Here is a 23,166-nt window from a genome sequence, read left to right as displayed (position 1 = left end):
GGGGTAGTTCATAGCAGCGTGGGTTTGCTTGAGGGTTTAACTTCCCTATCCCACCCCTGGGAATTGACTTGTCTTGGTAATTCGACGCAGAAAGTGGAACCTTCACCGAGTTTGCTGGTAATATTGATGGTGCCTTGCATGATTTCAACTAATGATTTGGTAATTGCTAGCCCCAAACCAATACCGCCATACTTGCGGGTATTACTTTGATCAACTTGCCGGAATTGCTCAAATATTGTATATTCTAGGTCAGATTCGGCGATGCCGATGCCAGTATCTTGAACTGCGATCGCAATTCTCTCACTGGAGATTTCCCATACTTTGACTTTGACGCTACCAGTTTCTGTAAACTTAATAGCATTTAATAATAGCTTGACTAAAACCTGTTTGACGCGGGCGCTGTCATTGACTACGAAGGGACTAGTAAGATTGACTTCTACTTGCAAATCTAATAACTTGTCCTCCGCTAGGGAACGGTGTTCAGCTACGGTTGTTAAGATTAAAGTAGTTAAATTAAATTCCTCAACTTGAAATGACAGCCGACCTGCTTCGACGTTACCAAAGTAAAGCATATCGTCAATGATTGTTAACAGGTGATTGCCATTATTGAGAATTCGTTGCACCATATCTACTTGTGACTCAGATAAGGTGGAGAGTCGTTGGCGCAACAACACTTGTGATAAGCCTAAAATCACATTGAGGGGGGTGCGGAGTTCATGGGATGTAGTGGCTAAAAATTGGGATTTTAGCGTCGCTGCTTCTAAAAGTTGCAGGTTCTGTAGTTGAATTTGGTGTCGGTTTTTTTCTAGTTCACGATTTTGCTCTAGCAGAATTTCGTTTTGTTTGGCTAAGAGTTCTTCTCGCTCTTCCAAGGCTTTGATCATTCTAGCATTATTAATGGCGATCGCCGCCACTTCCCCCACTGCATCCAAAAGGTTCTGCGTAGTACTATTAAAAGCATCGGTATTTTCCCAGTTACCAATTGCGATTACTCCCAATCGTCCTGCTTGTGCAGACTCTATGGCTACAACATACGCTGACGAGGGGGTAAACCCACTACATATCTGGACAGAGGGAGATGGGGACGATGGTAATTCCTCTACCACAGAATCTGTTTCTTGTCTAGTCCCATGAAACATCTGGGAAACACCTGTGGTAAATACCTGGGCTAGTAAATCTGTATCGGTGTGGAGCGATATTGATTCTTCTGACCAACGCCAGAGGGGATCTCTAGCTTCCAAATTACCATTCAGGTTGAGGAAAGGTAATTTTTCGACATCTAGTCCCGCTGTGGCGGTTAATTCTAACTTTTGGGTTTGGGGATGAGATAAGGCTATCAGACAAAATTCTGTACTTTCAATACCATCGCAAATCTCCTCTACCATCACTTTTAACAAGTCGGGTAAATTCGTCAGACGCTGGTTGGTCAGGTTAGTTAGCCGTTGGAGTATCCCCAGTTGTTGAGGTAGATGGGGGGAGATTGATTGTTCTCCCATATTGCTGTGCTGTTGTTGAGTTACAATCATGATTGCCTGACGGCGATTTTCTCCAATATCAGTTGTGCCTTGTTGTCCATTGCTGATATTCAAAAAGCTGTCTTGAAAATAAGGACTAGGAACTGGGGATAGGGGACTAGTAGTTAGTCACACCAACTTTTCTGAGTATCGGGATTGTGTCTACTTCATTAGAGTATACCCATTGAATTTTGTCAGTTTGTGATCTCCCGCTCATTTTATCAATATTCTTGCTATGCATACCTTAGATTTTTCTGCGTATAACTACTGGATATTTATATAAGGTTTCTTTATTACTTCTCAATGTTCAGTTTATAATTTTTCTGTAGCTCAATCCACAAGGGGATGGAGTTTTGTTTTCAAGCTAGGTCGGCTATTAAAGCATACTGGCTTTGTTTGTCATTTGTCATTTGTCAGACGGTTGACGGTTGACGGTTGACAGTCAACCGTCAACCGTCAACACCCACCAATAAGTATTTTTACAACTTTATCAAGGGTATTTACTTACATTTTGCCAAGGCTGGACATCTGGTGATGGGAGAGTTTCCAAAGTTGGTGAATCAGGCGATCGCAAATTGGTTAAAAGTCGAAGTTTATAATTAAGATCCATGAACTACAAACAATCTCAAATTCTAGTGTTGGCTTCCCTACTGACCTTAATTAGCTATAATTATTCCCAAGGTGTAGTCGCCAAACCGCCACAAGCGACGCCAACGGTTTCTCCTGTAACCCCTACTGACCTCACCTACAAGTTAGAAATCTACAACAGTCAAGTTATGGGTGGAGAACGTACCTATGGAGTTTCCTTACCCCCTGGCTATGAGAAAAATCCGGTTCTTGCGTACTTAGCGTGCTTAATTATTAATTAAAGTCTATAAATTTGCTTTAAAAGTAAGGCTTACAGGCGTTCATAATTTAATTTTTAGCAATATGATATAAAATACAGAAAATAATGGCTATTATCTTAGCTCTGCAAGGGTTTCAAGCTGATTTTTTAATAAATTCAGCACGCTAAGTACGGAATATCCCAATAAATCGGTTGACGAAGCTAGGATATCAGGCAGAATTTTACAAACCCCCAATCGCCGATGAATTGTTGCGCCAACTCAAACCTGTGAGTGATGAATGGCTCAAAATGGTAGAAGGTTCAGAAAAGAAATTTTCTTTGGGTTGGTTTGATGAAGTATATCTGCGAGAGAGTGAAATCGCGGTAGTGCATAATCCTGAAGGTCAAGTCATCGCCTTTGCAAATATTTTGTCAGAATACCAGCTTAACGAAGTTACCAACGACATGATGCGCCATCGTCAATCAATTGAGAATGGGACGATGGACTTTTTATTTACTTCCTTGTTACAGCACTATAAAGAACTTGGGTACGACAGCTTTAATTTTGGACTCTCAGCCCTAGCTGGCGTTGGTGAAACCCCAGAATCACGTCGCTTAGAAAAAGTATTGCATTATCTTTACGAACATTTGAATCGTTTCTACAACTTCCAAGGCGTACACGCATACAAAGAAAAGTTTCGCCCTAGTTGGGAACCACGCTATCTAGTTTACCCCAGTTTCACCGCCTTACCAGAAGTAATTGTCGCTTTGATTCGCGCAGATTCAGGCGATCGCCTCCTCGACTATTTTAAACCAGGAGCGTAAGGGGTCAGGGGTCAAGCGTCAAGCGTCAAGGGTCAAGGGTCAAGCGTCAAAGGTCAAGGGTCATATCCTTGTCTCCCCTGGGATAGTTGACAATTTACTAGTACTAATGTACTATATAAGTATAAACATTCGATGAGTGGTAAAGCAAATGGCCAAGGGATGCACCTTATTTGCAATTGTTAAACGCCCTTAGCACTGACTGCGTGAATGCAAATATCTCTACCCAAAATGTGTGAATCCTATGCCAATTTTAACATTGATTTGGCATTAATTGTAATGCTAATTTTTGAGGCATCGCAGAATATGAATTATTACAACTTCGTCACTCAAAGCTAACTCTCCTCTTACTCTTTGCGCCTCTGGTTACTGAGCGCAGTCGAAGTATGCGCCTCTGCGTGAAATCTTCATCCATTTATTCAGCAACACCAGTTCGTGTATAATTACCCTCAAATTTTCCGAGGGGATACAGATGAGTCGTGACCTTGATTAGTGAAGGTGGAAATATGTTCAATCAAGTAAAAAATCAGCCTGTAAAGACTTCTGTCAAATCTACCTTTAATAATAGAACAAAATTCACCCTTTACAACTTAGCAGGTAAAGAAAAAGCTCACTATTTAGTCGAAGGATTTAATGTAGAAATCCTTGAGGGTGAAGTTCCCCAAAAACAGGTAGCTCATAGCATCATTATCATCGACCGTTCCGGCTCGATGTATTATGATATCGCCGCCTTAAAGGACACATTAATCAAGCTTTTGACCCTAGATGAATATCTTAACTTCCAATTAGTTATCAGCCTGATATCCTATTCTTCTCTTGGCGATGTCACCTGTCACTTCCAGAGAGTTCCAATTCAGGAAGTGATGCAGCAAAATTCTCCATATTTGGCAGAAATTAAAGCGATTCAAGCGAGCTATCTTACCTGCATATCGCAGTCACTAAAGCTAGCAAAATCCTTAATTCAAGCGGGAGAACTAACAGCCATAACTTTGCACAGTGATGGCTATGCTAATGATAGCAGCCCTAGTGCAGAAGCGAGAGCGATTGAAAATATCTGTGAAGAATTAAAGCAGATGGATGTTTTTGTCAACACCATCGCCTATTCCAATGCTTCTGATTTTAAACTGCTGGCTAAAATTGCTAATACCGTCTCTGGTTGCTGCATCAAAGCTGGTAACGTAAAAGAAGTTTATGACGCTATTTACAGCACGGCTAAATTGTTAGGTGCTGCTGTGGCTTTAGCAATAGAAGAACCTTTAGCGGCTGATTACAGTTATCAATTGTTCTTTTCGCGGAGTGGTAAGAAAATTAATGGGACAAATCAGACTCTGAAAATCTTTGGACTACAGCCAGAGGATGAAGGAATTATCTATAAATATAAGCAAATTAGTCCAGAGGTTTATGAGCAAATGAAAGATGTAGGTGTTGCACAGAATGATGAATCTGTGTACGCCTTTGCTAAAGCTAATTTAGCTGAGGGAAATTTGAATACTTCTAAGTATGCCATAGCCAGCACATTTGATGTAACTTTGACTGAAAAACATGCTAAAGCGTTGACGAATCAGGACATAGCTAACTTTGCTCAAGATATTGATATTGCCCTCTTTTATCCTAATGTATTGCAGGAGCATGAAATTAGCGAACAAGTGAAGGTCAATAACAAAATTTCTCTTTTGGAACTAATTAAAATCTTTGAGGAATATCGCCACAGCATCATCATTAATATCAAACACCTGCAAGATAATTATCAGAGAAAAGGTATCAAACGAGTTAAAGGGGTTAGAGATGAGAATGGTGAACTCGTCAGACCTTGGTTGAGGACAGAATATATTGATATTGGTGAATATGTGGGAATGGGTGGATTTGAAATTAATCGCAACACCGCTACCATCAATATGCTTGTCACCCGCAAAGTTAAGCTGATTAAAGCTGAAGATAAAACCCCAATTATTGAAGTTGCAGGTTTATTGGTCAATGACTTAGCTACCTTTAATAATTACACGATTGTCAGTGATGGTGAAATCAATGTCAAATCTTTACAAGTCAAAATCAGCAATAAAAAAGCCTTTGATTTGCTCAAGCAAACAGGTGTGTTGTCAGGCGATGAGTTTGACTTTCATGCTGAATATACCATCGAGTTAGATAATTTGCCCTTAGTACCGTTTGATGGAAGTTATAGCAGTATTGATGGCTTGTTCAATGAACTTGCGGAAATCAAAGTACTTACTAGTATTATTTCCGCACATTTACGAGAAGAATCTGATGTGTTTATCGCGGCTCAGTTAGATGAGTTGAAAAAACACTATCTGTCCAAAAACCTTTACCTGAATTTCCCGACAACCAACGAATATACTGACATCAAAGAAGCTCTAATTAATGGTACACTTGACTCACGAGTGAGCTATAAAATCGACATTGGCAGTCAAGATATTCTCAACCTCAGCAAGTTACCTTCTGCTAATAAATTCCTGGACAGAATGTATCAGGTTTATGACAAAGAAACTGGGGAAATTTTCACCAAGCCTAGCTTTGATATGGCTTTGAATGAAAATTACGCCTTTAGACACAAAGCCCTTTCCTCCAGAATCAAGATTACCAAAGTTGATGATTTGATGAAACCAATTTTTGATGATTTTCTGGGATTAGAAAAAAATGGCATTGTTGTCAAAATTCTTGCCAAAGTCGGTGCTGAAAGTTTGGCGCGGTTGTTGGATGATCAACAAACTGGTAAGCCTGTCAGCAAAGAAGAAATGGTGACAGCTTTGACGATAGCGAATACCAAACTAGAGCGATATGCAGAGAGAATTTACCAAGAAAATATTTCTCCTTTAGTATTCTACATCGGTGCCACTGGACTTTTACCAGATGAAATGGCAACGCCTGCTATGACTGCTGAGGAACTTGCTGCTAAATGTCCGAATTTGCAGTTTTCTAAATATGAGCAAGAAGGTACATTTTTTGTAGTTGGTGATAGCATTATCAGCGTGTATGCACAAACTGAATATTACAGCAAAAAGGTAGCTGTGGGCGTGGAAGATTAGTATTTATATATAGCGGTTCTCAGTGACGTACAATCGACCACCCCCAACCCCCTAAGCGCAAGCGAGGAGCTTGCGCTGACAATACGGTATATTACCTCACTAGACCGGGAAACGCTATAGACGCAGCGGTATTAATTTATTGCTACAGGTTCTTGAGTATTTGTTGACTCTGTGCTGACTTTGCCTATTTCTTCTTCTAAAATTTGAATTGCTCCACTAATTCGCAATAAGGTATCACGCAGATTTGCTTGTTTCGCCTCTAAATCAGCCATAACTTTTTGTCCTGATGCAAATTCGGCTTTGAGTTCGGCGAGGCGCTTTTCGAGTTGTTCTTTCATTTAGGTTCCTTTGACTTTTAAATTCACGGAAATAAATGTACCATTACCGGAATATTGGGGGGTATTATCAGGAATAGGACTGGGTGCAGAAGGTTGTTGTGCGGGAACTAATACTGTAAATTTTGCCTTGAATTGCCCTCCTTTGAGGGTTCTTGCGTACTTAGCGTGCTTAATTATTAATTAAAGTCTATAAATTTGCTTTAAAAGTAAGGCTTACAGGCGTTCATAATTTAATTTTTAGCAATATGATATAAAATACAGAAAATAATGGCTATTATCTTAGCTCTGCAAGGGTTTCAAGCTGATTTTTTAATAAATTCAGCACGCTAAGTACGGAAGAGCCCAATTTGTTGAATAAACTGTCTTTTAACCTCTACCGCCCAATCGTCCCGTAAACTCAAGGATACCCAACCTGCTAACCAAGGTAAAAATTCTTCTGGAGTGTCTTGAGGATTGAAATAAAGATGAATATCATCAATAATTTCTTCTAAACCTGGTACATTTTCAGTCTTGGCTGTTTCCGCCGGTTAACGGATGGAGAAAGGCTTCTAAGCGTTGTCTAACGTTGTTTCTCACAATGTCCGCGTTTTCGAGGGACACCGGAGTTATGGTTGCAGTAACGGTGATTTTTTGCCATTTTGGGGCTGTCACTACTAAATCTATCGTCGCTTCACAACGCGAACGGATGTAGGTTTCGACTTGCTCGATTAAAGCTAAACTAGGGGTTGGTTGGCGATCGCTACTATAGGGCAAGTTTAACTTGTCCTGCACGCTTGTTAATTTCCTCGATTTTTTTGCTAATTTCTGGCGATTCAGCTGCAAATGATACATCTGCTTTGGTAGGATCGGTTCTTGCGTACTTAGCGTGCTAAATATGTTGAAAAATAAGCTTGAACTCCTTGCTGGGATAAGATGACAGCCATTATTTACTGCCTTTTAGGTCTGATGATTAAAATTTTGGCTATAAGCGCCTGTAAGCCTTGATTTTAAAACAAAGTTATCGACTGTAATTAAAAATTTAGCACGTTAAGTACGCAAGAACCGAAATTCCTTGATGCACCAGCTCAATTTTCTCCACAGCAATTTCGTCACTACTAGCATTCAATTGTGGACCTTCCCATTTGACGGGATATGCTTTTTTAAACGTCCACCACATCACCGGAATTTGCTGACTATTAAGTAAGAGAATCGTACCGTTTAATTGTTGAATCCACCCTTGACTAGTTGCTTTATACCAGATATAAAACAAATCGATGGCGTTCATAATTTAATTTTTAGCAATATGATATAAAATACAGAAAATAATGGCTATTATCTTAGCTCTGCAAGGGGTTCAAGCTGATTATTTAATAAATTCAGCACGCTAAGTACGGAAGAGCCGCAAAACTTTACCCGCGATCGCTATTTGTTGGTTAACTATAGATAATTCGAGCATCGCTACTCCTAAAATTAAGACTTCGGTTTATTATAAAATCCCACCAATGGCACTTCTTCCCCTACTTCATCTACAGGAACAGAAATAGTCACAGTACAATGCAAGACAACCTTGGGTCTAGTCCCTTCCTTCCCCCCCATTGCTTGCCAAAATTCCCCAAAACTTTTTAAATTACTCGGACGTAAACTAATTAGCTTCAGCGGGAGTTCTTGTCCTGCAAAATTATCCGCCACAAAATCTTCGGGAAGTTTTCGATAGCGCAGTAACACCTTCATGACTTCTCCTAAAAGTTGGTGTTCTGTTTTCACATCATCCTCATTTTGCGGCCAAGCAGTAATTAGATATGAACAATCCACCCTCGCCGGCGGACGTTTTCTCATGGCTTTACCATTACTTTGGCGTTCTACTGACGAAGTACTGCTGCGTAAATCCAGATTCTCCTGTACATCATACAAAAATAAATTAATCGCTGGCTTTTTTTTAATTGCTCCTTGATAAGGCGTGTCAAAACTGATAGAAACTTCCGTCTCTGTTGAAGGAATATCAGGTGGAAGTTCTCGCTTCAGTAGCAATTCTAAGGTAGTGTCTAGACCATCTAACATAAATCTAATTAATGGATTGTCTATTTTGTGACACAGTACATCTTGATAGCTTTTAGAGCATAGACCTCTTGCAAAAGTCCCCTAACACCCCACTCCTAACACCTTGCGCTTAGGGGAGACTTTGACGTAAGTCGAAGGCGCAGTGGGGTTCTTTGGTTTGATTTATGCAAGAGGTCTCATGTTTGAAAAGTTCTCGGCGATTAGAAATCACTACTACACAAACATAGGCGCAGCCTTAGAGTTGGCGTAGCCTCTCCTAGAGAAGGGTAGTCCACCTGCGTGGACTAACACAAAATCAAGGTTTTTCTAACCTGAGTCGGCAGGTTTTGTTTGTCTAGCCGCGATTTCTAATCGCCAGGGCACATGAACGCGGACTTTTCAAACACCCTCTTAGAAAGAGACATAACTGTTTGTTCAAAACACAACAAACACTGTAGTATGTTTTCACGCTTTTAATACATTAACTATTGTAAATAAATATTGCGATGTGGAAGGAAAATTCTCAAGATGCACTTAAGTTGGTTGGGATTTTTGGTGTGGTTGCCAAAATATGCAACAATACAGCACTTTCCTGAATCATGAAGTACAGTAGCAGCAGTTAGCAAACCAATTTCGCAGATGCATAGGATTGATTAGATTTAAAGCAATTGCAATCAATACATCTACCATTTGAGTAGTTTTTGGAGAAAATGTTTTGATAAAAGCTTTAAGCTGTGACCACCAATGTTCAATGGGATTAAAATCTGGTGAATAAGAAGATAGATTGATGACACTGGCACCAACAGATTCAATTATGGGCGTAATTTCATCGATCTTATGGGCAAATAGGTTATCCATTATGACAACTGCACCTTTCCATAATTGAGGCACTAACAACTTTTCTATAAACACGCGAAAAGCATTACTATCCATTGAACCATCTAGTGTCATCACAGCCAATACTTTATCCATACTGATTGCGCCGATAATAGTGACTTTTTTACCTCGATAAAATGGTTTTACATCATATACTCTACTTCCTTTTTCACTACGAGCTTTTGGACGCATTAACCCAAGCAGTAAGCCTGCTTCATCCAAAAAAACCAGATTTTTCGGCTCTATATCTCTGACTTTCTCTCTGTATTCACACCTGAGCAATTGAACTCTATCGGTAGCTGCCTGACTGCTGCGAACCGTTTTTTTTTACGAGTTAGATTTAATTTTTGCAATTCTCTACACATCATGCTGGAACTCACTAGTTGCCCCTCAGTTAAGAGCCAATATTCACAATATTCAGAGAGAGTTGCATCTGGATACTTTTTTACCAATGCAACAAGTTGAGCCGCAGAATCTGCTAATACCGCTTTTTTTCTTGTCCCTTGCTTACCAGGATTAACATGTCCTTTCTCTTTATACTGTCTCAACATTTTTTGTACAAAAGCTTTACCAACACCAAAGTTTACAGCTAACTTTCTAACTGAAATATTTCCTAACTGATAAGCATTGACTATTTTTTCTCTCAGATCGACGGAATATGGTTTCATAATAATAATTTATCTATCTTACATATTGTACTTCACATTGCTGGAAAGTGCTGTAATAATGTAGGTGATGTATACAATATACACGCGAAATTTTTAAGCATCTTACAGGAATAAGTATATATTTAAGCACCATTTTTTATTCAAATTCCACCTTGTCAAAAGGAGATGACCCATGTATTTCCAGCAAATATCTCAAAAAGCTTCACCATCAATTCGGTCGAGGTTATTCAGTTTGCTAATCCACATTATACAGATCATTGGCAGCAACGACATCACGGAGGAGATCAAGAATGGGTTGAAGCATATGCTCAACAAATAGCAGACTTCATCGAAGGTCATGCAAGACGTAACAACATTGGCAATGATACCAAGTACGTCGTCAATTATTCATTGGGTCAAAATAGATATTTTGTCGTAATTGTGTTTTATCGAAGTAACGGAGATGTTCGTTTTCACTCCTGTCGTCGTAGCCCAAACAGAGGCATAAGGGAGGCAGAAACAGATGTGGTCTTAACTAGAAACTGGCCGGCACAATGGAATTGAAAAGTCGGTTCAATTCTGGGACGACGATCATTCTGAAGCAGATATGACCTTACTAAACTGAAAAGTGCAATCGCCTGATCTTGTAGGATGCGTTAACAGGTATGGCACCATCTATATGCTAATTTTCCGTGCCGTACTCTCAGAGCTAACATACCCTACGTTTATCATTGTGCGATCGCCTCCTATTGTAGTGCGATGCCTGGGTTGGGCGTCGCCATCGCGGTTTGGGAAAAACTGGAAGGGCGATCGCTTAATGCAACGAGCTATCCAACACAAATTTTTGGATATTCCCCAGTCGCTTTCCCTACTGCATTTTTTCAAGCAATGCTATATCCTGCCTCAACACATCATTAAGCAATTCACTCAACTCAACCCCCTTCGCTTCTGCCCGCTTGGCAAAAAACTCCACCACCTCATCAGCCAAATAAATAGGCACCTTAAATATCACATCCTCACGGTAAAACTTTCCTCGCTCCGCTCTCGAAAAATCATACTCAGGCTGCATCATACTCCTCCCTCATACTGTTGAATTTCTTGTCGAGTCGCTTTCCGCACGGAAATAATCCGAATCTCTACTCTGTTCTCCTCTACTTGATCAAACGTATGCACCACCACTAAATATTGCCCACCTGCTGTCTGTCCCAAAGTAATCCAGCGATCCTCATCCAAACTGTGCGCCTCATCAAACACTGTCATCATCGCCGGGTCTTTGAATATCTGAGTTGCTGATTGGAAACTGATGCCATGCTTACCCTGATTTGATCTTGCCTTATTCGGATCCCATTGAAAATCGTACTCCATACTTCAACAACAAAGGTGTTGCCCTCTAGTATAATGCGATCGCCGCTCTTGTAGTGCGGTGCCTGCTTGGGCTACGCCATCGCCTCCTATTGTAGGGTGCGTTAACAGGTACGGCACCATCTATATGCTAATTTTCGGTGCCGTACTCTCACAGCTAACACACCCTACGTTGATCATGGTGCTATCTTGTAGAGTGCGTTAACGGAAAGTAGGGCACCAGCCATCTTATTCTTATTGATTCGGTATAATTAAAAAACAACTAACTATGAAAAACAATGAAAACCTTCAGTCAAAATCATTTAAATAATCTTTACGAAATTGATGAACATCTTTGGCTAGAAGAAACGATAAAAATCCTCAAAGAAAATCGATTAGATGAATTGGATCTAGAAAATTTAATTGAGGAATTAGAGAGCTTGAGTAAAAAGGATAAAAACCGAGTTAGCAGTTTTTTAGAACAAATCATTAGACATTTGCTATTGCTTCAATATTGGACAATAGAACAGGAAAGAAACAAGAATCATTGGCGAGCAGAAATTCTAGGCTTTCGGACTCAATTAAAAAAATACCTGACGACTAATTTGCATAACTATTTAGCTGATGAATTAAATGTTATCTATCAAGATGCTTTAGAATATGTTCGGGAAAAAACAGGATTCTCTGTAGATTTTCCTAAAGAATGCCCTTACACTTTAGAGCAACTATTGGATAAAAAATGGTTAAATGGTTAAATGGTGAAAATTTACCTTGAAGTATGCTTTACCAAAATACTTCAATTGCCAGTGCGATCGCGATCTTGCAGGGTGAGCTAAGGCACCCTACGAGCTACGAGTGATATCAATTTGGCATGAATAATGTGTATTTTAAGACAACCAACTCAGCAATGAATACCCATGCCCAATTACCGCCGAGCCAAATGTGATCGCACAGTGCGTAAGTTGGGTTGAAACATGAAACCCAACACCCATAAGCTTTTCGGAACAACCGAAATACAAATGTAATCGTGGTTCTTGCGTACTTAGCGTGCTAAATATGTTGAAAAATAAGCTTGAACTCCTTGCTGGGATAAGATGACAGCCATTATTTACTGCCTTTTAGGTCTGATGATTAAAATTTTGGCTATAAGCGCCTGTAAGCCTTGATTTTAAAACAAAGTTATCGACTGTAATTAAAAATTTAGCACGTTAAGTACGCAAGAACCGCAATAATATGGACAAAGCCTTTGAGCGGCGACTGCGATTTATAATTGAGTTTTCCTTACCGGATAAAAACAATCGTCAGCTAATTTGGCAGAGAATTTTCCCCAAAAATGCCCCCTGTAGCCCCGAATTAGATTTACAATTTCTGGCACAAAATTTTGAGATTACAGGGGCTAATATTCGCAATATTGCACTGACAGCAGCTTTTTTCGCCGCCGATGATAGGGGAATAATTGAGATGGTACACTTAATCCGCGCCATGCGTCGAGAGTATCAGAAAATGGGAAAAATTCTTCGGGATAATGATTTAGGTCAATATGTAGATTTGCGTTGACGTTTTTTGAATTGGAGCGAAGCGACTTGACTCTTGGAAAACCTGAACATATCAAGGTGTTAAAAAATCTAAATGTTCACCTGGTTGCGATCGCAACTCTTCTGGTGTACCCATCATCTTTAATTTACCTTTATCCAAGAACACAATCAAATCTGCACGTTCGATAACTCTGGGACGGTGGCTAATCATAATAGTAGTTTTTTCTTGTCTGTAAAATAATAATTTATCTAAAACCTCTGCTTCTCGTTGCGGGTCCAGGGCGCCTGTGGATTCATCTAATATTAATATGGGTGGATCGGTGACAATTCCTCTAGCAATTGCTAATCTTTGCTTTTGACCCCCAGAAATATTCGCACCAAATTCTCCTAAAACTGTTTGATATTTATCTGGTAATTCGGTAATAAATTCATCCGCACCAGCTATTTGACAAGCTTTGACAATTTGCTCAAAATTTACTTGGGGATAACTAAAGTGAAAATTTTCGATAATGGAACGACTCCAAAAATGTGGTTCTTGGGGAACTAGAACTACTTGCTGTCTTAGACAATCGAGCGCCAGGTCTTGTTGATTATAAATTCCCAGGCGAATATTCCCAGATTGAAGAGTATATAATTGGGCAATTAGTTTTGCAAGGGTGCTTTTACCACAGCCAGATTTACCAATCAACGCAATTACCTTACCACCAGGAAGGGTGACAGAAAAATCTTTCAACAGGTCAGACCTACCTGTGTGATGAAAGTTCAGATTTGTGCAAATAATATCAGCATCCCCAGGAATCTCAGCCCAAGGCTTTTTTTCACCGTTTTTCTCTTCTGGGGTAGTATCAAGAACTTCCGACAGACGTTGAATCACAATTTGGGCTGTGATAAATTCATCAATTAACCCAATTACTGAACTAAGAAATCCGATAAAATTACCACTCATACTTTGAAAAGCCAGCAACTGTCCGATAGTTAATGTCCGATCAATTACTAAATAACTACCCAACCAAAGTAAGCCAATATTTGTAAAATTAGAAAGAATACTGGTAATTGTACCGCTATATAACCCCAACTTCATCGTACTCCAACCCAGCTTTGCCAAGCGACCAAAATTTCTCTGATATTCATCCCAAGCTTGGGGAATGGCTGGAGTAGTTTTCAGGACTTGAACACCGCGAAATGTTTCTACCAGAAAGCCTTGATTTTCTGTACCTAAAACAATACTGGCGCGAGTTTTTTGGCGTAAAGCTGGTAAGAAAATTAAATTAACCAGGGTGACAATTACAAAAGCGACGAGAGAAGCAATAGTGAGTTGGTAACTATAAAAAAGCATAAAACCCAAGGAAACTAGAGCAATAAAAAATTGACTGGGTAATCCTAAAATAATTTGGTGAACTAGTCCATTAATAGTTTTAACATCACCTAATCGACTGACTACTTCTCCACTGCGGCGAGATTCAAAATATGATAGAGGTAAACGCAAAAGTTGTTGACCATATTCCAGGATCAATCCTAATTCCAATCGTTGACCAAAGTAACCTAAAAGATGAGATTGTACCAGCCCAATCAGACTATTAAATAAATTCATCGCCACTACCCCAATAGCAACAGCTGTGAGGAGTTGGGTATCTCCCCGCACTAACACATCATCCGTGAGGATTTGAGTTAGGAAAGGGGAAGTCAAAGAGAGTAACCCCACCGCCAAATTAATGGCTAAGGCTTCCGCTAAAATCCAGCGATAGGGCAAAACTCGCACCAAAAACCGACCAAATCCGCCGATTTTTTCCGATTCTTGGGCATAAAACCGATTTTCGTCAGGTTGTAACAGCAACATCACACCATTTACCCAACCTGCGATTAATTCCTCACGGGTGAGATAACGGATACCTACCCCAGGGTCAGCAACTACATATTTTTTACCCCTTTTACCATACAAAACTACCCAGTGATAGCCTTTCCAGTGAATGATTGCGGGTAGGGGAGTTTGATTAATTTTGCTGAAGAAATCTTCAGATAGTTTAACACCTCTGGCATGAAAACCGAAAGCTTCTGCCCCCCGTTTTAAGCCTAGTAAAGTCGTTCCTGTTTTTCCTGTACCAACAGTTTCGCGAATACGGCTAATAGTGAAGTTGCGCCCATAATATTTAGCAATGGTGGCTAGGCTTGCTGCGCCACAGTCTTCTTCACTGTGCTGGAGAACGTAGGGGTATTTCTTCATATTATGCGAACCAAGTTATCTTTGTACCTATGGTTCCCAATTAAGAGTACTGAGTTAAAACGGAAAATCTATATAAAATGTTTTGATGTTTCTACTAACGCTCAAGCGTGACTTTACCTTTTTTTTAATTGAATTAGACATGAAACTCTGATTACAGAAATTTTCAGGTAAATAGACCACTCGTCCGGGGCGCAAGGCCTTCCGCCCCTACTCAGTAAATATATTGTGTCCTCAGCAAAAATTAATAAATTATTCCGTTGAATTTCTTAATATTTCTGTCCCATGAGAAAATCTAAATAGTTTCATGTTTTAACCTTATTCTGCCAGCATAAAATTCACATTTTATTCCGGGTTTTTGCTGATGAAGAATAGGAATAAATGCGAATAATATGAGATGCTAAGAAACAAAGAAAGGTTTTAATAAATGAGCTTTAAAAATTCTAACTTACTGATGACAGTGGAAGCAACTGACCTGAATGAATATGAAATGGAAGCTATTGTTGGGGGTGTAGTTGTTCCCTGGACACAAATGATTCCAAAAATTTTCCCAGGTGCAATTTTAATTTATGCACAGGATTACTCCGGAGCAGTTAATCTGATAAATGACACATTTAAGGGCGTCAATTGGGCAACAGAAGCAGGAAAACAACAAAAGGAATTTAATACATTTTATAGCAAAACAAAATCTTACCTGCAATTTGTCTGGACACAATATAAAAATTATCCTCAATTAACTGGATTAAATTCAAATATCAAATCTATGATTAGCAAAGTAATCATCTAATCATCATTAGGTTTTAATGTGCTGGCTTGATAAGCTTTTAAACCTATTTGAGGCAACTTAAGACGACCAAATTTTAGCATTGTTATAACATTAAAGCATAAGGGTGATTTAGCATTTTCTAAATCACCCTTTTTCCAATTTAATTACCAAAATTTTTCCTGGCTGTTTTTTCTGCATAAAAACTGGGAATTATATATAAATGCTGCGTATATCTTAATTCTCATGTTCAACGAACCGAATCTAGAATTTCTCCACTCAGCCACTACTGAAGAATTTCTCCCCCCGCTTGGTGCTTGGACAACTATCGGCGGACTTGTTCTTCTTAGCACATTTGGTGCAGCTTTTGCTATTGCGTCTGTCACTCAATACAAAATTGTAGTGAAATCTTCAGCTACAGTTCGTCCTGCTGGTGAAATTAGGTTAGTCCAAGCCGCTACTGAAGGCACAATTCAAAGTATTCTAGTCAAAGAAAATCAGCTAGTCAAACAGGGAGATGTTATCGCCCATATCAATGATTCACAACTACAAACTAAAAAAAGCCAACTGCAAGGAAATATCCAGCAAAATCAGTTACAAATAGCACAAATTGATGCCCAAATTCAGGCTTTAAATGGGCAAATTGCAGCGGAAACTGACCGCAGCAACCGGGCTGTTGCTTCAGCAAAAGCAGATATGAAACGCACTCAACGGGATTATCAAGATAGAAATATAACTGCTAATAGCGATGTTCAAGAAGCTGAGGCAAATATTAAAATCGCTCAGGATGATCTACAAAAAGCGCAAGCTGATTTTAAGTCTACCCAGGCAAATGTTAGAGCCACTGATGCGGCATTTAAGACAGCTATTGTTAAACGCGATCGCTATAAAAATATAGCCGAATCTGGCTCAATTTCCCAAAACCAATTAGAAGAAGCACAATTAGCCGCAGCACAGCAAGAACAAGCCCTTGAATCGCAAAAAGCAGCGCTAGAAAGTCAAAAACAATTAATTGAAAGACAACAGCAAGCAGTAGCTGCAGCAATTGCGAGAAAAAACCGCACCTTAGCCTCTCTAAATCCTACTAATGCGATAGTCGCAATGGCGACAGAAAAAATTGCCGAAGAACGCGCTACTGGTGCAGTTAGTTTAGCGAGATTGCAGCAGGAACAAAAAAGCCTATTCCAACGTAAAATAGAAATAAAAAATCAAATTAACAGCGCCCAAAAAGATATTAAGCAAGTAGAAAAAGAACTACAAAATACTGTAATTCGCGCTGCGGAGACAGGTACAATTTTAAAACTAGAACTGCGAAATTCTGGGCAAGTGGTACGTTCTGGAGAACCCATAGCCCAAATTGCTCCTAGTAATGCTGCTTTGGTAGTTAAAGCCCGGATTGGCGCTGTGGATATTAGTAAAGTCCAAGTCTGTAAAACCGCAAAAATTGCCGATTGTCAACAGGGTAAAGTACAGATGCGGGTTTCAGCCTATCCTTACCCAGATTATGGTACTCTTAAAGGTGCCGTGAGGACAATAACTGCTGATGCTATTATACCACAAAATAATAATAGTAATACATCAGTTGCACCATATTATGAACTAACAATAGAACCGGAAAAATTAGATTTACAAAAAGCCAATCAATCCTATCCCATTCAAGCGGGAATGGAAATTACAGCCGACATTATTTGTCAAGAAGAAAGTGTATTGACATTTATTTTGCGAAAAGCCCGATTGTTAACGGATTTATAGCATAATACAGTTGAGTTAAGTTGACTACCGACCCACAAGACTATCCCGGAAGTTGCTTTTTTAGAGCTTCAAGAGTTGCCCAACGACTATCAACAGACGACTGTGAACTATCAGCAGCATCACTGAGAATACCTGGACAATTGAGATCACATAGTTGGCGCTGGGGCATTTCTAAGCACATCTGTTCATACAGCCATTCAGTGGGATGAAAATAACCATCGGGTGGTAAACTTTCTACCAAATCTTCCATAAAAACTTCCCGTTCTAGAGGATAGTCTTGCGGTTGATTAATTGATTCATCTAACCAGATAATTTCCTTAGTATCAACCACCAAACGCTGATTATATTGTTGTAAGCACCGGTTACAAGTACAGGTAATAATAGCTTCTGCCTGAGCAGAAATTTCTAGATAATTCCCTTGATGCTGCACACGAATAAGACCGCGAACTGGTGTCAAGGTTTCCAGTCCAGGCAAAAAATCCTTAACTTGAACTTCCTCTGTCCGCTCCGGTGCTTTAGTGATCTGCGGAATATAAATTGCGTCCATCAGTTATCAGCTATCAGTTATTAATTATCACTTATCAGTTATTAATTATCAGTTAATTCCCAACTCCTCACTTCTGACTCCCAACTCCTAACTCCTAATTCCTAACTCCTAACTTATTCCCTAAAAGCTGGACGCACAACCAGATGACGGTGTGGTTCTATACCGCGACTAAAGGTTTCTAAATCACCAAATTCCTTCAAGAAGGTGTGAATTTGTCGCCGTTCTGCCGAACTGAGAGATTTGATTTCTACTTCTCTACCCGTAATTCGGACTTCTTGAGATGCTGCTTCTGCCAGAGCCTGAATTTCTGCCTGTCTTTTGACGCGGTAGCCATCCAATTCTATGGTATAAGAAGCTTGTTGATCTGGTGGTTGGTTCAAGTTCAAAACAGAATTAGCTAGATACTGAATAGCATCTAGCACAGAACCATCCGCACCAATTAACAGATGAATCTGTTCTGAACTCAAGTTTATTTCATCAATCGTCAACCAGTAATTATCTGGTTCTTGGGAGTCGCCATCTTGAGGTGGGGCGATTTCTAAGTCGCCCTTAACCTCAGTAGATATCCCAGTAAGCTGCAGCAGTGTTTTTAACCACTGCTGCCCTCGTTGCATGGGATTGTTGCTCATGATCAACTTGTAGCCTTCTTCTTAGAACTTTTTGGCTCAAAGGGCAATGCTTTTTGTTCTGGGCTTGCTGCTTCTTTTTCTTGGGTCTCTACAATTTTTTGTAGTTCCTCTGGCAGGGGTTCGCGTGAGAGAATATAGGTTTGGGCAGTTTGGAAAATATTACCAATCACCATATACATCAACACCCCAGCTGGCAAGGGAAAGAACAAAAACATCCCCGAGAAAATTACCGGGGTAATTTTGTTGACTGTCTCCTGCTGTGGATTACCACCGCTGGAATTTTGCCCGGAAAGGATTTGGCTAACGTAGAGACTGATCCCAAAGAAGATAATCATCGCTACGATATCCCAGTGGATTGTACCGTCTGGATCAATCGCGCCGACTCTACCTAAAGCATCAATGAAGAGAAATCCTTTATCTGCTGCTAATCCGGGAATAGAGCCTTGAATAGTGACATCTCCTGGCTGCAAGGCTTCTATATTGCCCTGAGCATCGATTTTGATCCGGTCTTCCCCTTTAGTGATTTTCCATTCAGGAGTCAACTTATTTTCTGGGTGTTCCGCCAGAAGCACTTGAAATGGTTTGCCTTCAAGAGTCTGATATTCAATCTTGGTTTTTTCTCCCACCGCTAATTTATCGCCTCCGGGGAGGATAGCAGTAATGCGACTGTGTTCCCCATCAGCAATGTAAATGTTTTGGGGAGCAGTAGCAAAGGCTTGTGGTTGAATTCGTTCGATTTGTTCAGCAGGAAAGATTTGCAGGTTAACGCTGTAATTCACCCCAGCAAACGGCGAACCCCGCAAAGTCGCAAACAGCGCCAATAAAACTGGCATTTGCAACACCAATGGTAAACAACCCGCCAATGGGTTCCCCAATTCTTTTTGGGTGTTGACCATTTCCTCCTGCTGCTTTTGCGGATCGTCTTTATAACGCTCTTTGATTTCTGCCATCCGCTTTTGCATCAAAGGCTGAACAATCCGCATCCGTCGCATATTGCGAATGGAACCAGCACTCAGGGGATAGAGCGCGAAGCGGATTATCAATGTCAAGGCAACGATCGCCAACCCATAGCTAGGAACTATACCATAGAAGAAGTCTATGATTGGCAGCATCACGTTGTTCGAGAGAAACCCGATACCAAAATCCATTATTCTGAATTCAACCTGAGGTACTTTGACACACTCCCTGATCTGAAAGTTCAGGGATTCTGGATTTAAACAGCAATAGCAGGCATAGCCCGTCTTACATCACCTAGGCCGACAGACAATGCCCTGCCTGTTGCCACTATTTTACCAAAAAGCCGTCCTAGAAGAACGGGGCTTTAGACCCAAACTTTCGGTAAACTGAATCTACTTTATCTAAAACATAATTTGTCTGGGACTATCCTCAACTACGGATAGCCGCACATTAACACATTAAGACTGTTAAGTGTTGAGTTTGCTGATATGTTACACCACTGCAGTTTTTTCATGTTTCCTGGTCTACGCCGGGAATGATGGCTACTTAGCGACACTGCTATATTCGGGATTTTTGGCAGTGACTCTTTCATTAATGTAGTCATAAACTGCCCGAAAATTGGGAACCGCCCGCAGTTCGAGACGAGTACCATTTTTCAGAGTAATGACCATATCACCCCACAACCCTATTCCACGGGGAACCTTGACGATTTTGACAATTTCTGAGTAAATCACGTCATTGCGATCGCGTCCTTGCCAACCTCCTGTCACAGTTATCCGGCGGTCAGTAATCCGAAAACGCAGCCACAAAGCCCTGACAATTGCCCCTACTGTCAATGGTATACCCACAACTGTTAGCCCAATCAGCAAGTTGAGAATCAAATCGCCAACGTGGGGACCGCCTTCATAATAAATTTCTTCACGAATGCCCATCAAACACCTCGGCTTGTGCCAACAACTGCTCTAATTCTTGCAGAAATTCTTGGCTTCCGCACTCCCGTTCTGCAGCTGTTGCTTTGACAACAACCACTAACCGCCATCCTGGTAATAATTTGGGCAACAACTGATACAAGGATGCTGCTATCTGCCGTTTAATTCGGTTGCGGACTACTGCTCGCTTACTAACTTTTGTGCTAATAGAAATACCAATGCGCGTGCAGGTCAGTGGTATCGAGTCAGTTGCTTGTGTAGTCTTGGTGGCAGTATCCAAAGAAGGCTTTTTAGGATATGACGGTTTTAGCGCCCTCAACGTCAAAAGAGAACTTTGTCGCCGAATTCCTTCCCGGAAAACTGCCTGAAAATCCTTACGCGATTTTAGTCTATTTGCCTTGGGCAAAGCCACATTTGTTCTTTTAGCTGAATTTGCCCTACACGCTCAGACGATGGCGTCCCCTTTTTCTCCTGGCTCTGATCACGTTTCTGCCGGTTGGTGTCTGCATCCGAGCGCGAAAACCAGAAGTTCTTTTTCTCTTGCGATTAGTGCCGCCTAGGGTTCTTTGCATATCCTTCTCCTCTGAGGGGATTTTTTATTTAAAAAGTCACAATCTATTATTGTATCATATGATTGGGGAATAGGGAATAGGGCATGGGGCATGGGGCATGGGGCATGGGGCATGGGGCATGGGGCATGGGGCATGGGGCATAATAACTAGCAGATTGCACCCAACTCCCAACTCCCAACTCCCAACTCCTAACTGGGCGCCTCCTGTACGGGCGGGTTTATGAAGAATGTAGTCTACCCACAGATTTACTCGTTAAACCCGCCCCTACACACTCCGCGCCTCCTAACTCCTAATTGATGCTCAAAATCCAAGTTCCCAGGGAACGTAGTAATGGCACATCGCCAGGGGAGAGAATTTGGCATCTAAAATAGTAAGTACCGCCAAAAGCAGGGTTTTTGACGTTAGATAACACTAACTCAACTCTGCTACCTGCTGGAACTGGGTCTTGGGGAAAGATTTCGATCACGCGGCCTTCTTTATCCCACTTCACCTCAGAAACGGCGACTTGTTTGTCTTTGACCCTGACTTGAATCTTTTTGGGGTCAAAAGTTCCCTTGTAATAATCAGGGTAGGAAATGGTAAATTGAGCAACTGCCAATTTCATTTTTTGGGCGGGAATTCTCAGTATATAACGATCCCAGCTATCGGCTTGTCCACCAAAATCTAATCGGAAGGGTAGCTGATCTTCAGATTTGACACCACTAAACAGTGTAAATCCATTCTGCGCCCAGGTCATGACTGGGAACGCTGTCAGTAAAAAGCCACTTACGGCTAATGTAGAAAGTAATCGTCGCATATTCGGGCTTCCTCCACCAGATAGTAGGTCTTTATATTTGAATAACTCAAAGCTGGTAATCTTAAACTAAACTTTACTACTGACTTCCTGACAATGGACGTTAAATGGCGACAAAAGGTGCCATTTATTCTATATTTTTCTGCTATCAGTAATACTACTTAGCAAAATGTCGTGCATTTGTTGCTGGTACTAAATTACCTTTGTGGGCTAAAGATTTGGTCAACAAATGGCTCTAATAACTACATGGAAGCACCGTCAAGATGAGATTGTGTTTCTAAATATGTATAAATGTATATGAATTGTAAAAAATTTGTTATAAAAATTGAGCAATGGAGTCAGCGATCCCCAGTGAACTTGGGCTAGATTGATGAAAACAAGCGTAAATCTCAAAGTCACAATCATTAAAAATTAATTTGGGAATCGTCCATCTTGGAAAAATTGTTGGATATTGCAGTATGTAATGTAGGAATACCAAAAATTCTCAATCCCTAAAACAAGCTGAAGATAAGGATGCAATATTTAGGAATCAACATAAGATCTGCAATGGCGTAATCCTATTTGCAAGTATCGAGAATTTCGATATGAGTAAGCGGCAAACTTAGGCTTTGTCAACAGAAGTGGAGTCAGGAACCCCACGCCTAAAGGCGGGGGCGCAGAAATTGCCTTAACCTGACCCAACTCACGTTCTTAACTGAACTACGTTAGAGGCAAGAGTTAAAGACCTACCAAGGAGAGTGCGTTCGCGTAAGCGTGTCGTCAGACAAGTTCCTTGCTCTAGAACTGAACGATTAAACAGGCTTAAAGGGGTTAAACCAGTGTCGTTTGGATAGTTACCGACCTCTAACATTGTCTTTCGCGCAGCGTCTCCTCTTAGGAGAAGCTCACATTACCCCGTAAGGGAGGCTCTTGGCTGCGCCACGCTGCGCGAATGGAGCAAAACATTATGCGTACATGGTTGTCAAATTTGAAACGGTAATTGTCCCGTTGAAAGTACAAAACAAAGGTACACCGAATGCAGCAACCCCCGTATAATGTGACTGCGATTGA

27 protein-coding genes and 1 pseudogene are annotated in these 23,166 nt (G+C 40.6%); 9 read left to right on the top strand and 19 right to left on the bottom strand.

Going from position 1 to position 23,166, the window contains the following annotated elements:
• Nucleotides 1–8: 8 nt before the first annotated feature.
• Complete coding sequence (locus tag HEQ19_16615; protein WYM03459.2) at nucleotides 9–1,589, bottom strand: ATP-binding protein; 1,581 nt, start codon at nucleotides 1,587–1,589, stop codon at nucleotides 9–11.
• Nucleotides 1,590–1,949: 360 nt separating this feature from the next.
• Here HEQ19_16615 and HEQ19_16610 point away from each other — a divergent pair, with 360 nt between their 5' ends.
• The 4 genes and pseudogenes from HEQ19_16610 to HEQ19_16595 all read left to right on the top strand — a co-directional run bounded on the left by HEQ19_16610 (nucleotide 1,950) and on the right by HEQ19_16595 (nucleotide 6,203).
• Complete coding sequence (locus HEQ19_16610; protein ID WYM00878.1) at nucleotides 1,950–2,117, top strand: hypothetical protein; 168 nt, start codon at nucleotides 1,950–1,952, stop codon at nucleotides 2,115–2,117.
• Between the two features lie 5 nt (nucleotides 2,118–2,122).
• Nucleotides 2,123–2,383, top strand: a complete 261-nt coding sequence (locus tag HEQ19_16605; GenBank protein ID WYM00877.1) for a hypothetical protein — start codon at nucleotides 2,123–2,125, stop codon at nucleotides 2,381–2,383.
• 161 nt (nucleotides 2,384–2,544) lie between these two features.
• Nucleotides 2,545–3,165 (top strand): annotated as a pseudogene (locus HEQ19_16600) (phosphatidylglycerol lysyltransferase domain-containing protein).
• A 503-nt stretch (nucleotides 3,166–3,668) separates the two neighbouring features.
• Nucleotides 3,669–6,203 (top strand): vWA domain-containing protein, encoded by a 2,535-nt coding sequence (locus tag HEQ19_16595; protein WYM00876.1) that lies wholly within the window; start codon nucleotides 3,669–3,671, stop codon nucleotides 6,201–6,203.
• A 131-nt stretch (nucleotides 6,204–6,334) separates the two neighbouring features.
• Here the strand turns inward: HEQ19_16595 and HEQ19_16590 are convergent, their stop codons facing one another.
• The 8 genes from HEQ19_16590 to HEQ19_16560 all read right to left on the bottom strand — a co-directional run bounded on the left by HEQ19_16590 (nucleotide 6,335) and on the right by HEQ19_16560 (nucleotide 10,101).
• A complete protein-coding gene (locus HEQ19_16590) occupies nucleotides 6,335–6,541 on the bottom strand; it encodes a hypothetical protein (GenBank protein WYM00875.1) in 207 nt (68 codons plus the stop codon).
• Complete coding sequence (locus HEQ19_31125; protein WZI67238.1) at nucleotides 6,542–6,715, bottom strand: hypothetical protein; 174 nt, start codon at nucleotides 6,713–6,715, stop codon at nucleotides 6,542–6,544.
• A gap of 152 nt (nucleotides 6,716–6,867) precedes the next feature.
• A complete protein-coding gene (locus HEQ19_16585; GenBank protein ID WZI67237.1) occupies nucleotides 6,868–7,011 on the bottom strand; it encodes a phage tail protein in 144 nt (47 codons plus the stop codon).
• A 34-nt stretch (nucleotides 7,012–7,045) separates the two neighbouring features.
• Entirely contained in the window at nucleotides 7,046–7,372 is a 327-nt protein-coding gene (locus HEQ19_16580; protein ID WZI66940.1) for a baseplate J/gp47 family protein, read from the bottom strand.
• Between the two features lie 187 nt (nucleotides 7,373–7,559).
• A complete protein-coding gene (locus tag HEQ19_16575; protein ID WZI66939.1) occupies nucleotides 7,560–7,805 on the bottom strand; it encodes a phage tail protein in 246 nt (81 codons plus the stop codon).
• A 185-nt stretch (nucleotides 7,806–7,990) separates the two neighbouring features.
• The gene (locus HEQ19_16570; GenBank protein ID WYM00874.1) at nucleotides 7,991–8,578 is read right to left on the bottom strand and encodes a DUF4255 domain-containing protein; all 588 of its coding nucleotides are present in this window, start codon (nucleotides 8,576–8,578) and stop codon (nucleotides 7,991–7,993) included.
• 576 nt (nucleotides 8,579–9,154) lie between these two features.
• Complete coding sequence (locus tag HEQ19_16565) at nucleotides 9,155–9,715, bottom strand: IS630 family transposase (GenBank protein ID WYM00873.1); 561 nt, start codon at nucleotides 9,713–9,715, stop codon at nucleotides 9,155–9,157.
• Nucleotides 9,676–10,101: a transposase gene (locus tag HEQ19_16560; GenBank protein ID WYM00872.1), complete on the bottom strand. Its 426-nt coding sequence runs from the start codon at nucleotides 10,099–10,101 to the stop codon at nucleotides 9,676–9,678. Before HEQ19_16560 ends, HEQ19_16565 begins: the two co-directional genes overlap by 40 nt.
• Before the next feature lie 165 nt (nucleotides 10,102–10,266).
• Here HEQ19_16560 and HEQ19_16555 point away from each other — a divergent pair, with 165 nt between their 5' ends.
• Complete coding sequence (locus tag HEQ19_16555) at nucleotides 10,267–10,644, top strand: hypothetical protein (GenBank protein WYM00871.1); 378 nt, start codon at nucleotides 10,267–10,269, stop codon at nucleotides 10,642–10,644.
• Between the two features lie 304 nt (nucleotides 10,645–10,948).
• Here HEQ19_16555 and HEQ19_16550 read toward each other — a convergent pair whose 3' ends face one another.
• Nucleotides 10,949–11,152 (bottom strand): hypothetical protein, encoded by a 204-nt coding sequence (locus HEQ19_16550; GenBank protein WYM03458.2) that lies wholly within the window; start codon nucleotides 11,150–11,152, stop codon nucleotides 10,949–10,951.
• Complete coding sequence (locus HEQ19_16545; GenBank protein WYM00870.1) at nucleotides 11,149–11,445, bottom strand: BrnT family toxin; 297 nt, start codon at nucleotides 11,443–11,445, stop codon at nucleotides 11,149–11,151. Before HEQ19_16545 ends, HEQ19_16550 begins: the two co-directional genes overlap by 4 nt.
• Nucleotides 11,446–11,720: 275 nt before the next feature.
• Here HEQ19_16545 and HEQ19_16540 point away from each other — a divergent pair, with 275 nt between their 5' ends.
• Both HEQ19_16540 and HEQ19_16535 read left to right on the top strand, forming a co-directional pair.
• Nucleotides 11,721–12,176, top strand: coding sequence for a DUF29 domain-containing protein (locus HEQ19_16540; GenBank protein ID WYM00869.1), 456 nt, complete (start codon nucleotides 11,721–11,723; stop codon nucleotides 12,174–12,176).
• A gap of 478 nt (nucleotides 12,177–12,654) precedes the next feature.
• On the top strand, nucleotides 12,655–12,978 hold the full coding sequence (locus HEQ19_16535) for a hypothetical protein (protein WZI66938.1): 324 nt from the start codon (nucleotides 12,655–12,657) through the stop codon (nucleotides 12,976–12,978).
• A gap of 51 nt (nucleotides 12,979–13,029) precedes the next feature.
• Here HEQ19_16535 and HEQ19_16530 read toward each other — a convergent pair whose 3' ends face one another.
• The gene (locus HEQ19_16530) at nucleotides 13,030–15,177 is read right to left on the bottom strand and encodes a peptidase domain-containing ABC transporter (GenBank protein WYM00868.1); all 2,148 of its coding nucleotides are present in this window, start codon (nucleotides 15,175–15,177) and stop codon (nucleotides 13,030–13,032) included.
• Nucleotides 15,178–15,601: 424 nt separating this feature from the next.
• On the opposite strand from HEQ19_16530, the gene HEQ19_16525 reads away from it, so the two are divergent.
• Complete coding sequence (locus HEQ19_16525; GenBank protein ID WYM00867.1) at nucleotides 15,602–15,961, top strand: hypothetical protein; 360 nt, start codon at nucleotides 15,602–15,604, stop codon at nucleotides 15,959–15,961.
• 222 nt (nucleotides 15,962–16,183) lie between these two features.
• On the top strand, nucleotides 16,184–17,689 hold the full coding sequence (locus HEQ19_16520) for a biotin/lipoyl-binding protein (GenBank protein ID WYM00866.1): 1,506 nt from the start codon (nucleotides 16,184–16,186) through the stop codon (nucleotides 17,687–17,689).
• Nucleotides 17,690–17,729: 40 nt separating this feature from the next.
• On the opposite strand, the gene HEQ19_16515 is transcribed toward HEQ19_16520, so the two are convergent.
• The 7 genes from HEQ19_16515 to HEQ19_16485 form a co-directional block, all read right to left on the bottom strand.
• Nucleotides 17,730–18,236, bottom strand: coding sequence for a YceD family protein (locus HEQ19_16515; GenBank protein ID WYM00865.1), 507 nt, complete (start codon nucleotides 18,234–18,236; stop codon nucleotides 17,730–17,732).
• Nucleotides 18,237–18,349: 113 nt separating this feature from the next.
• Nucleotides 18,350–18,865 carry a R3H domain-containing nucleic acid-binding protein gene (locus HEQ19_16510; GenBank protein ID WYM00864.1) on the bottom strand — a complete coding sequence of 172 codons (516 nt, stop codon included), beginning with the start codon at nucleotides 18,863–18,865 and terminating at the stop codon, nucleotides 18,350–18,352.
• Nucleotides 18,866–18,867: 2 nt separating this feature from the next.
• Nucleotides 18,868–20,013 (bottom strand): membrane protein insertase YidC, encoded by a 1,146-nt coding sequence (yidC, locus tag HEQ19_16505; GenBank protein ID WYM00863.1) that lies wholly within the window; start codon nucleotides 20,011–20,013, stop codon nucleotides 18,868–18,870.
• A gap of 351 nt (nucleotides 20,014–20,364) precedes the next feature.
• Nucleotides 20,365–20,754: a PH domain-containing protein gene (locus tag HEQ19_16500; protein WYM00862.1), complete on the bottom strand. Its 390-nt coding sequence runs from the start codon at nucleotides 20,752–20,754 to the stop codon at nucleotides 20,365–20,367.
• Nucleotides 20,741–21,163, bottom strand: a complete 423-nt coding sequence (gene rnpA, locus HEQ19_16495) for a ribonuclease P protein component (GenBank protein WYM00861.1) — start codon at nucleotides 21,161–21,163, stop codon at nucleotides 20,741–20,743. The genes HEQ19_16500 and rnpA overlap by 14 nt, the downstream gene beginning before the upstream one ends.
• Nucleotides 21,164–21,188: 25 nt before the next feature.
• Nucleotides 21,189–21,323: a 50S ribosomal protein L34 gene (rpmH, locus tag HEQ19_16490; protein ID WYM00860.1), complete on the bottom strand. Its 135-nt coding sequence runs from the start codon at nucleotides 21,321–21,323 to the stop codon at nucleotides 21,189–21,191.
• Between the two features lie 289 nt (nucleotides 21,324–21,612).
• A complete protein-coding gene (locus tag HEQ19_16485; protein WYM00859.1) occupies nucleotides 21,613–22,119 on the bottom strand; it encodes a DUF2808 domain-containing protein in 507 nt (168 codons plus the stop codon).
• Nucleotides 22,120–23,166: the final 1,047 nt, after the last annotated feature.

Origin of the sequence: Gloeotrichia echinulata CP02, assembly GCA_038087035.1 — a bacterium.
GTDB classification, from domain to species: Bacteria; Cyanobacteriota; Cyanobacteriia; order Cyanobacteriales; family Nostocaceae; genus Gloeotrichia; species Gloeotrichia echinulata.
Note: the sequence above shows the minus strand (reverse complement) of the source record. Positions and strands in the feature narration are given on the sequence as shown.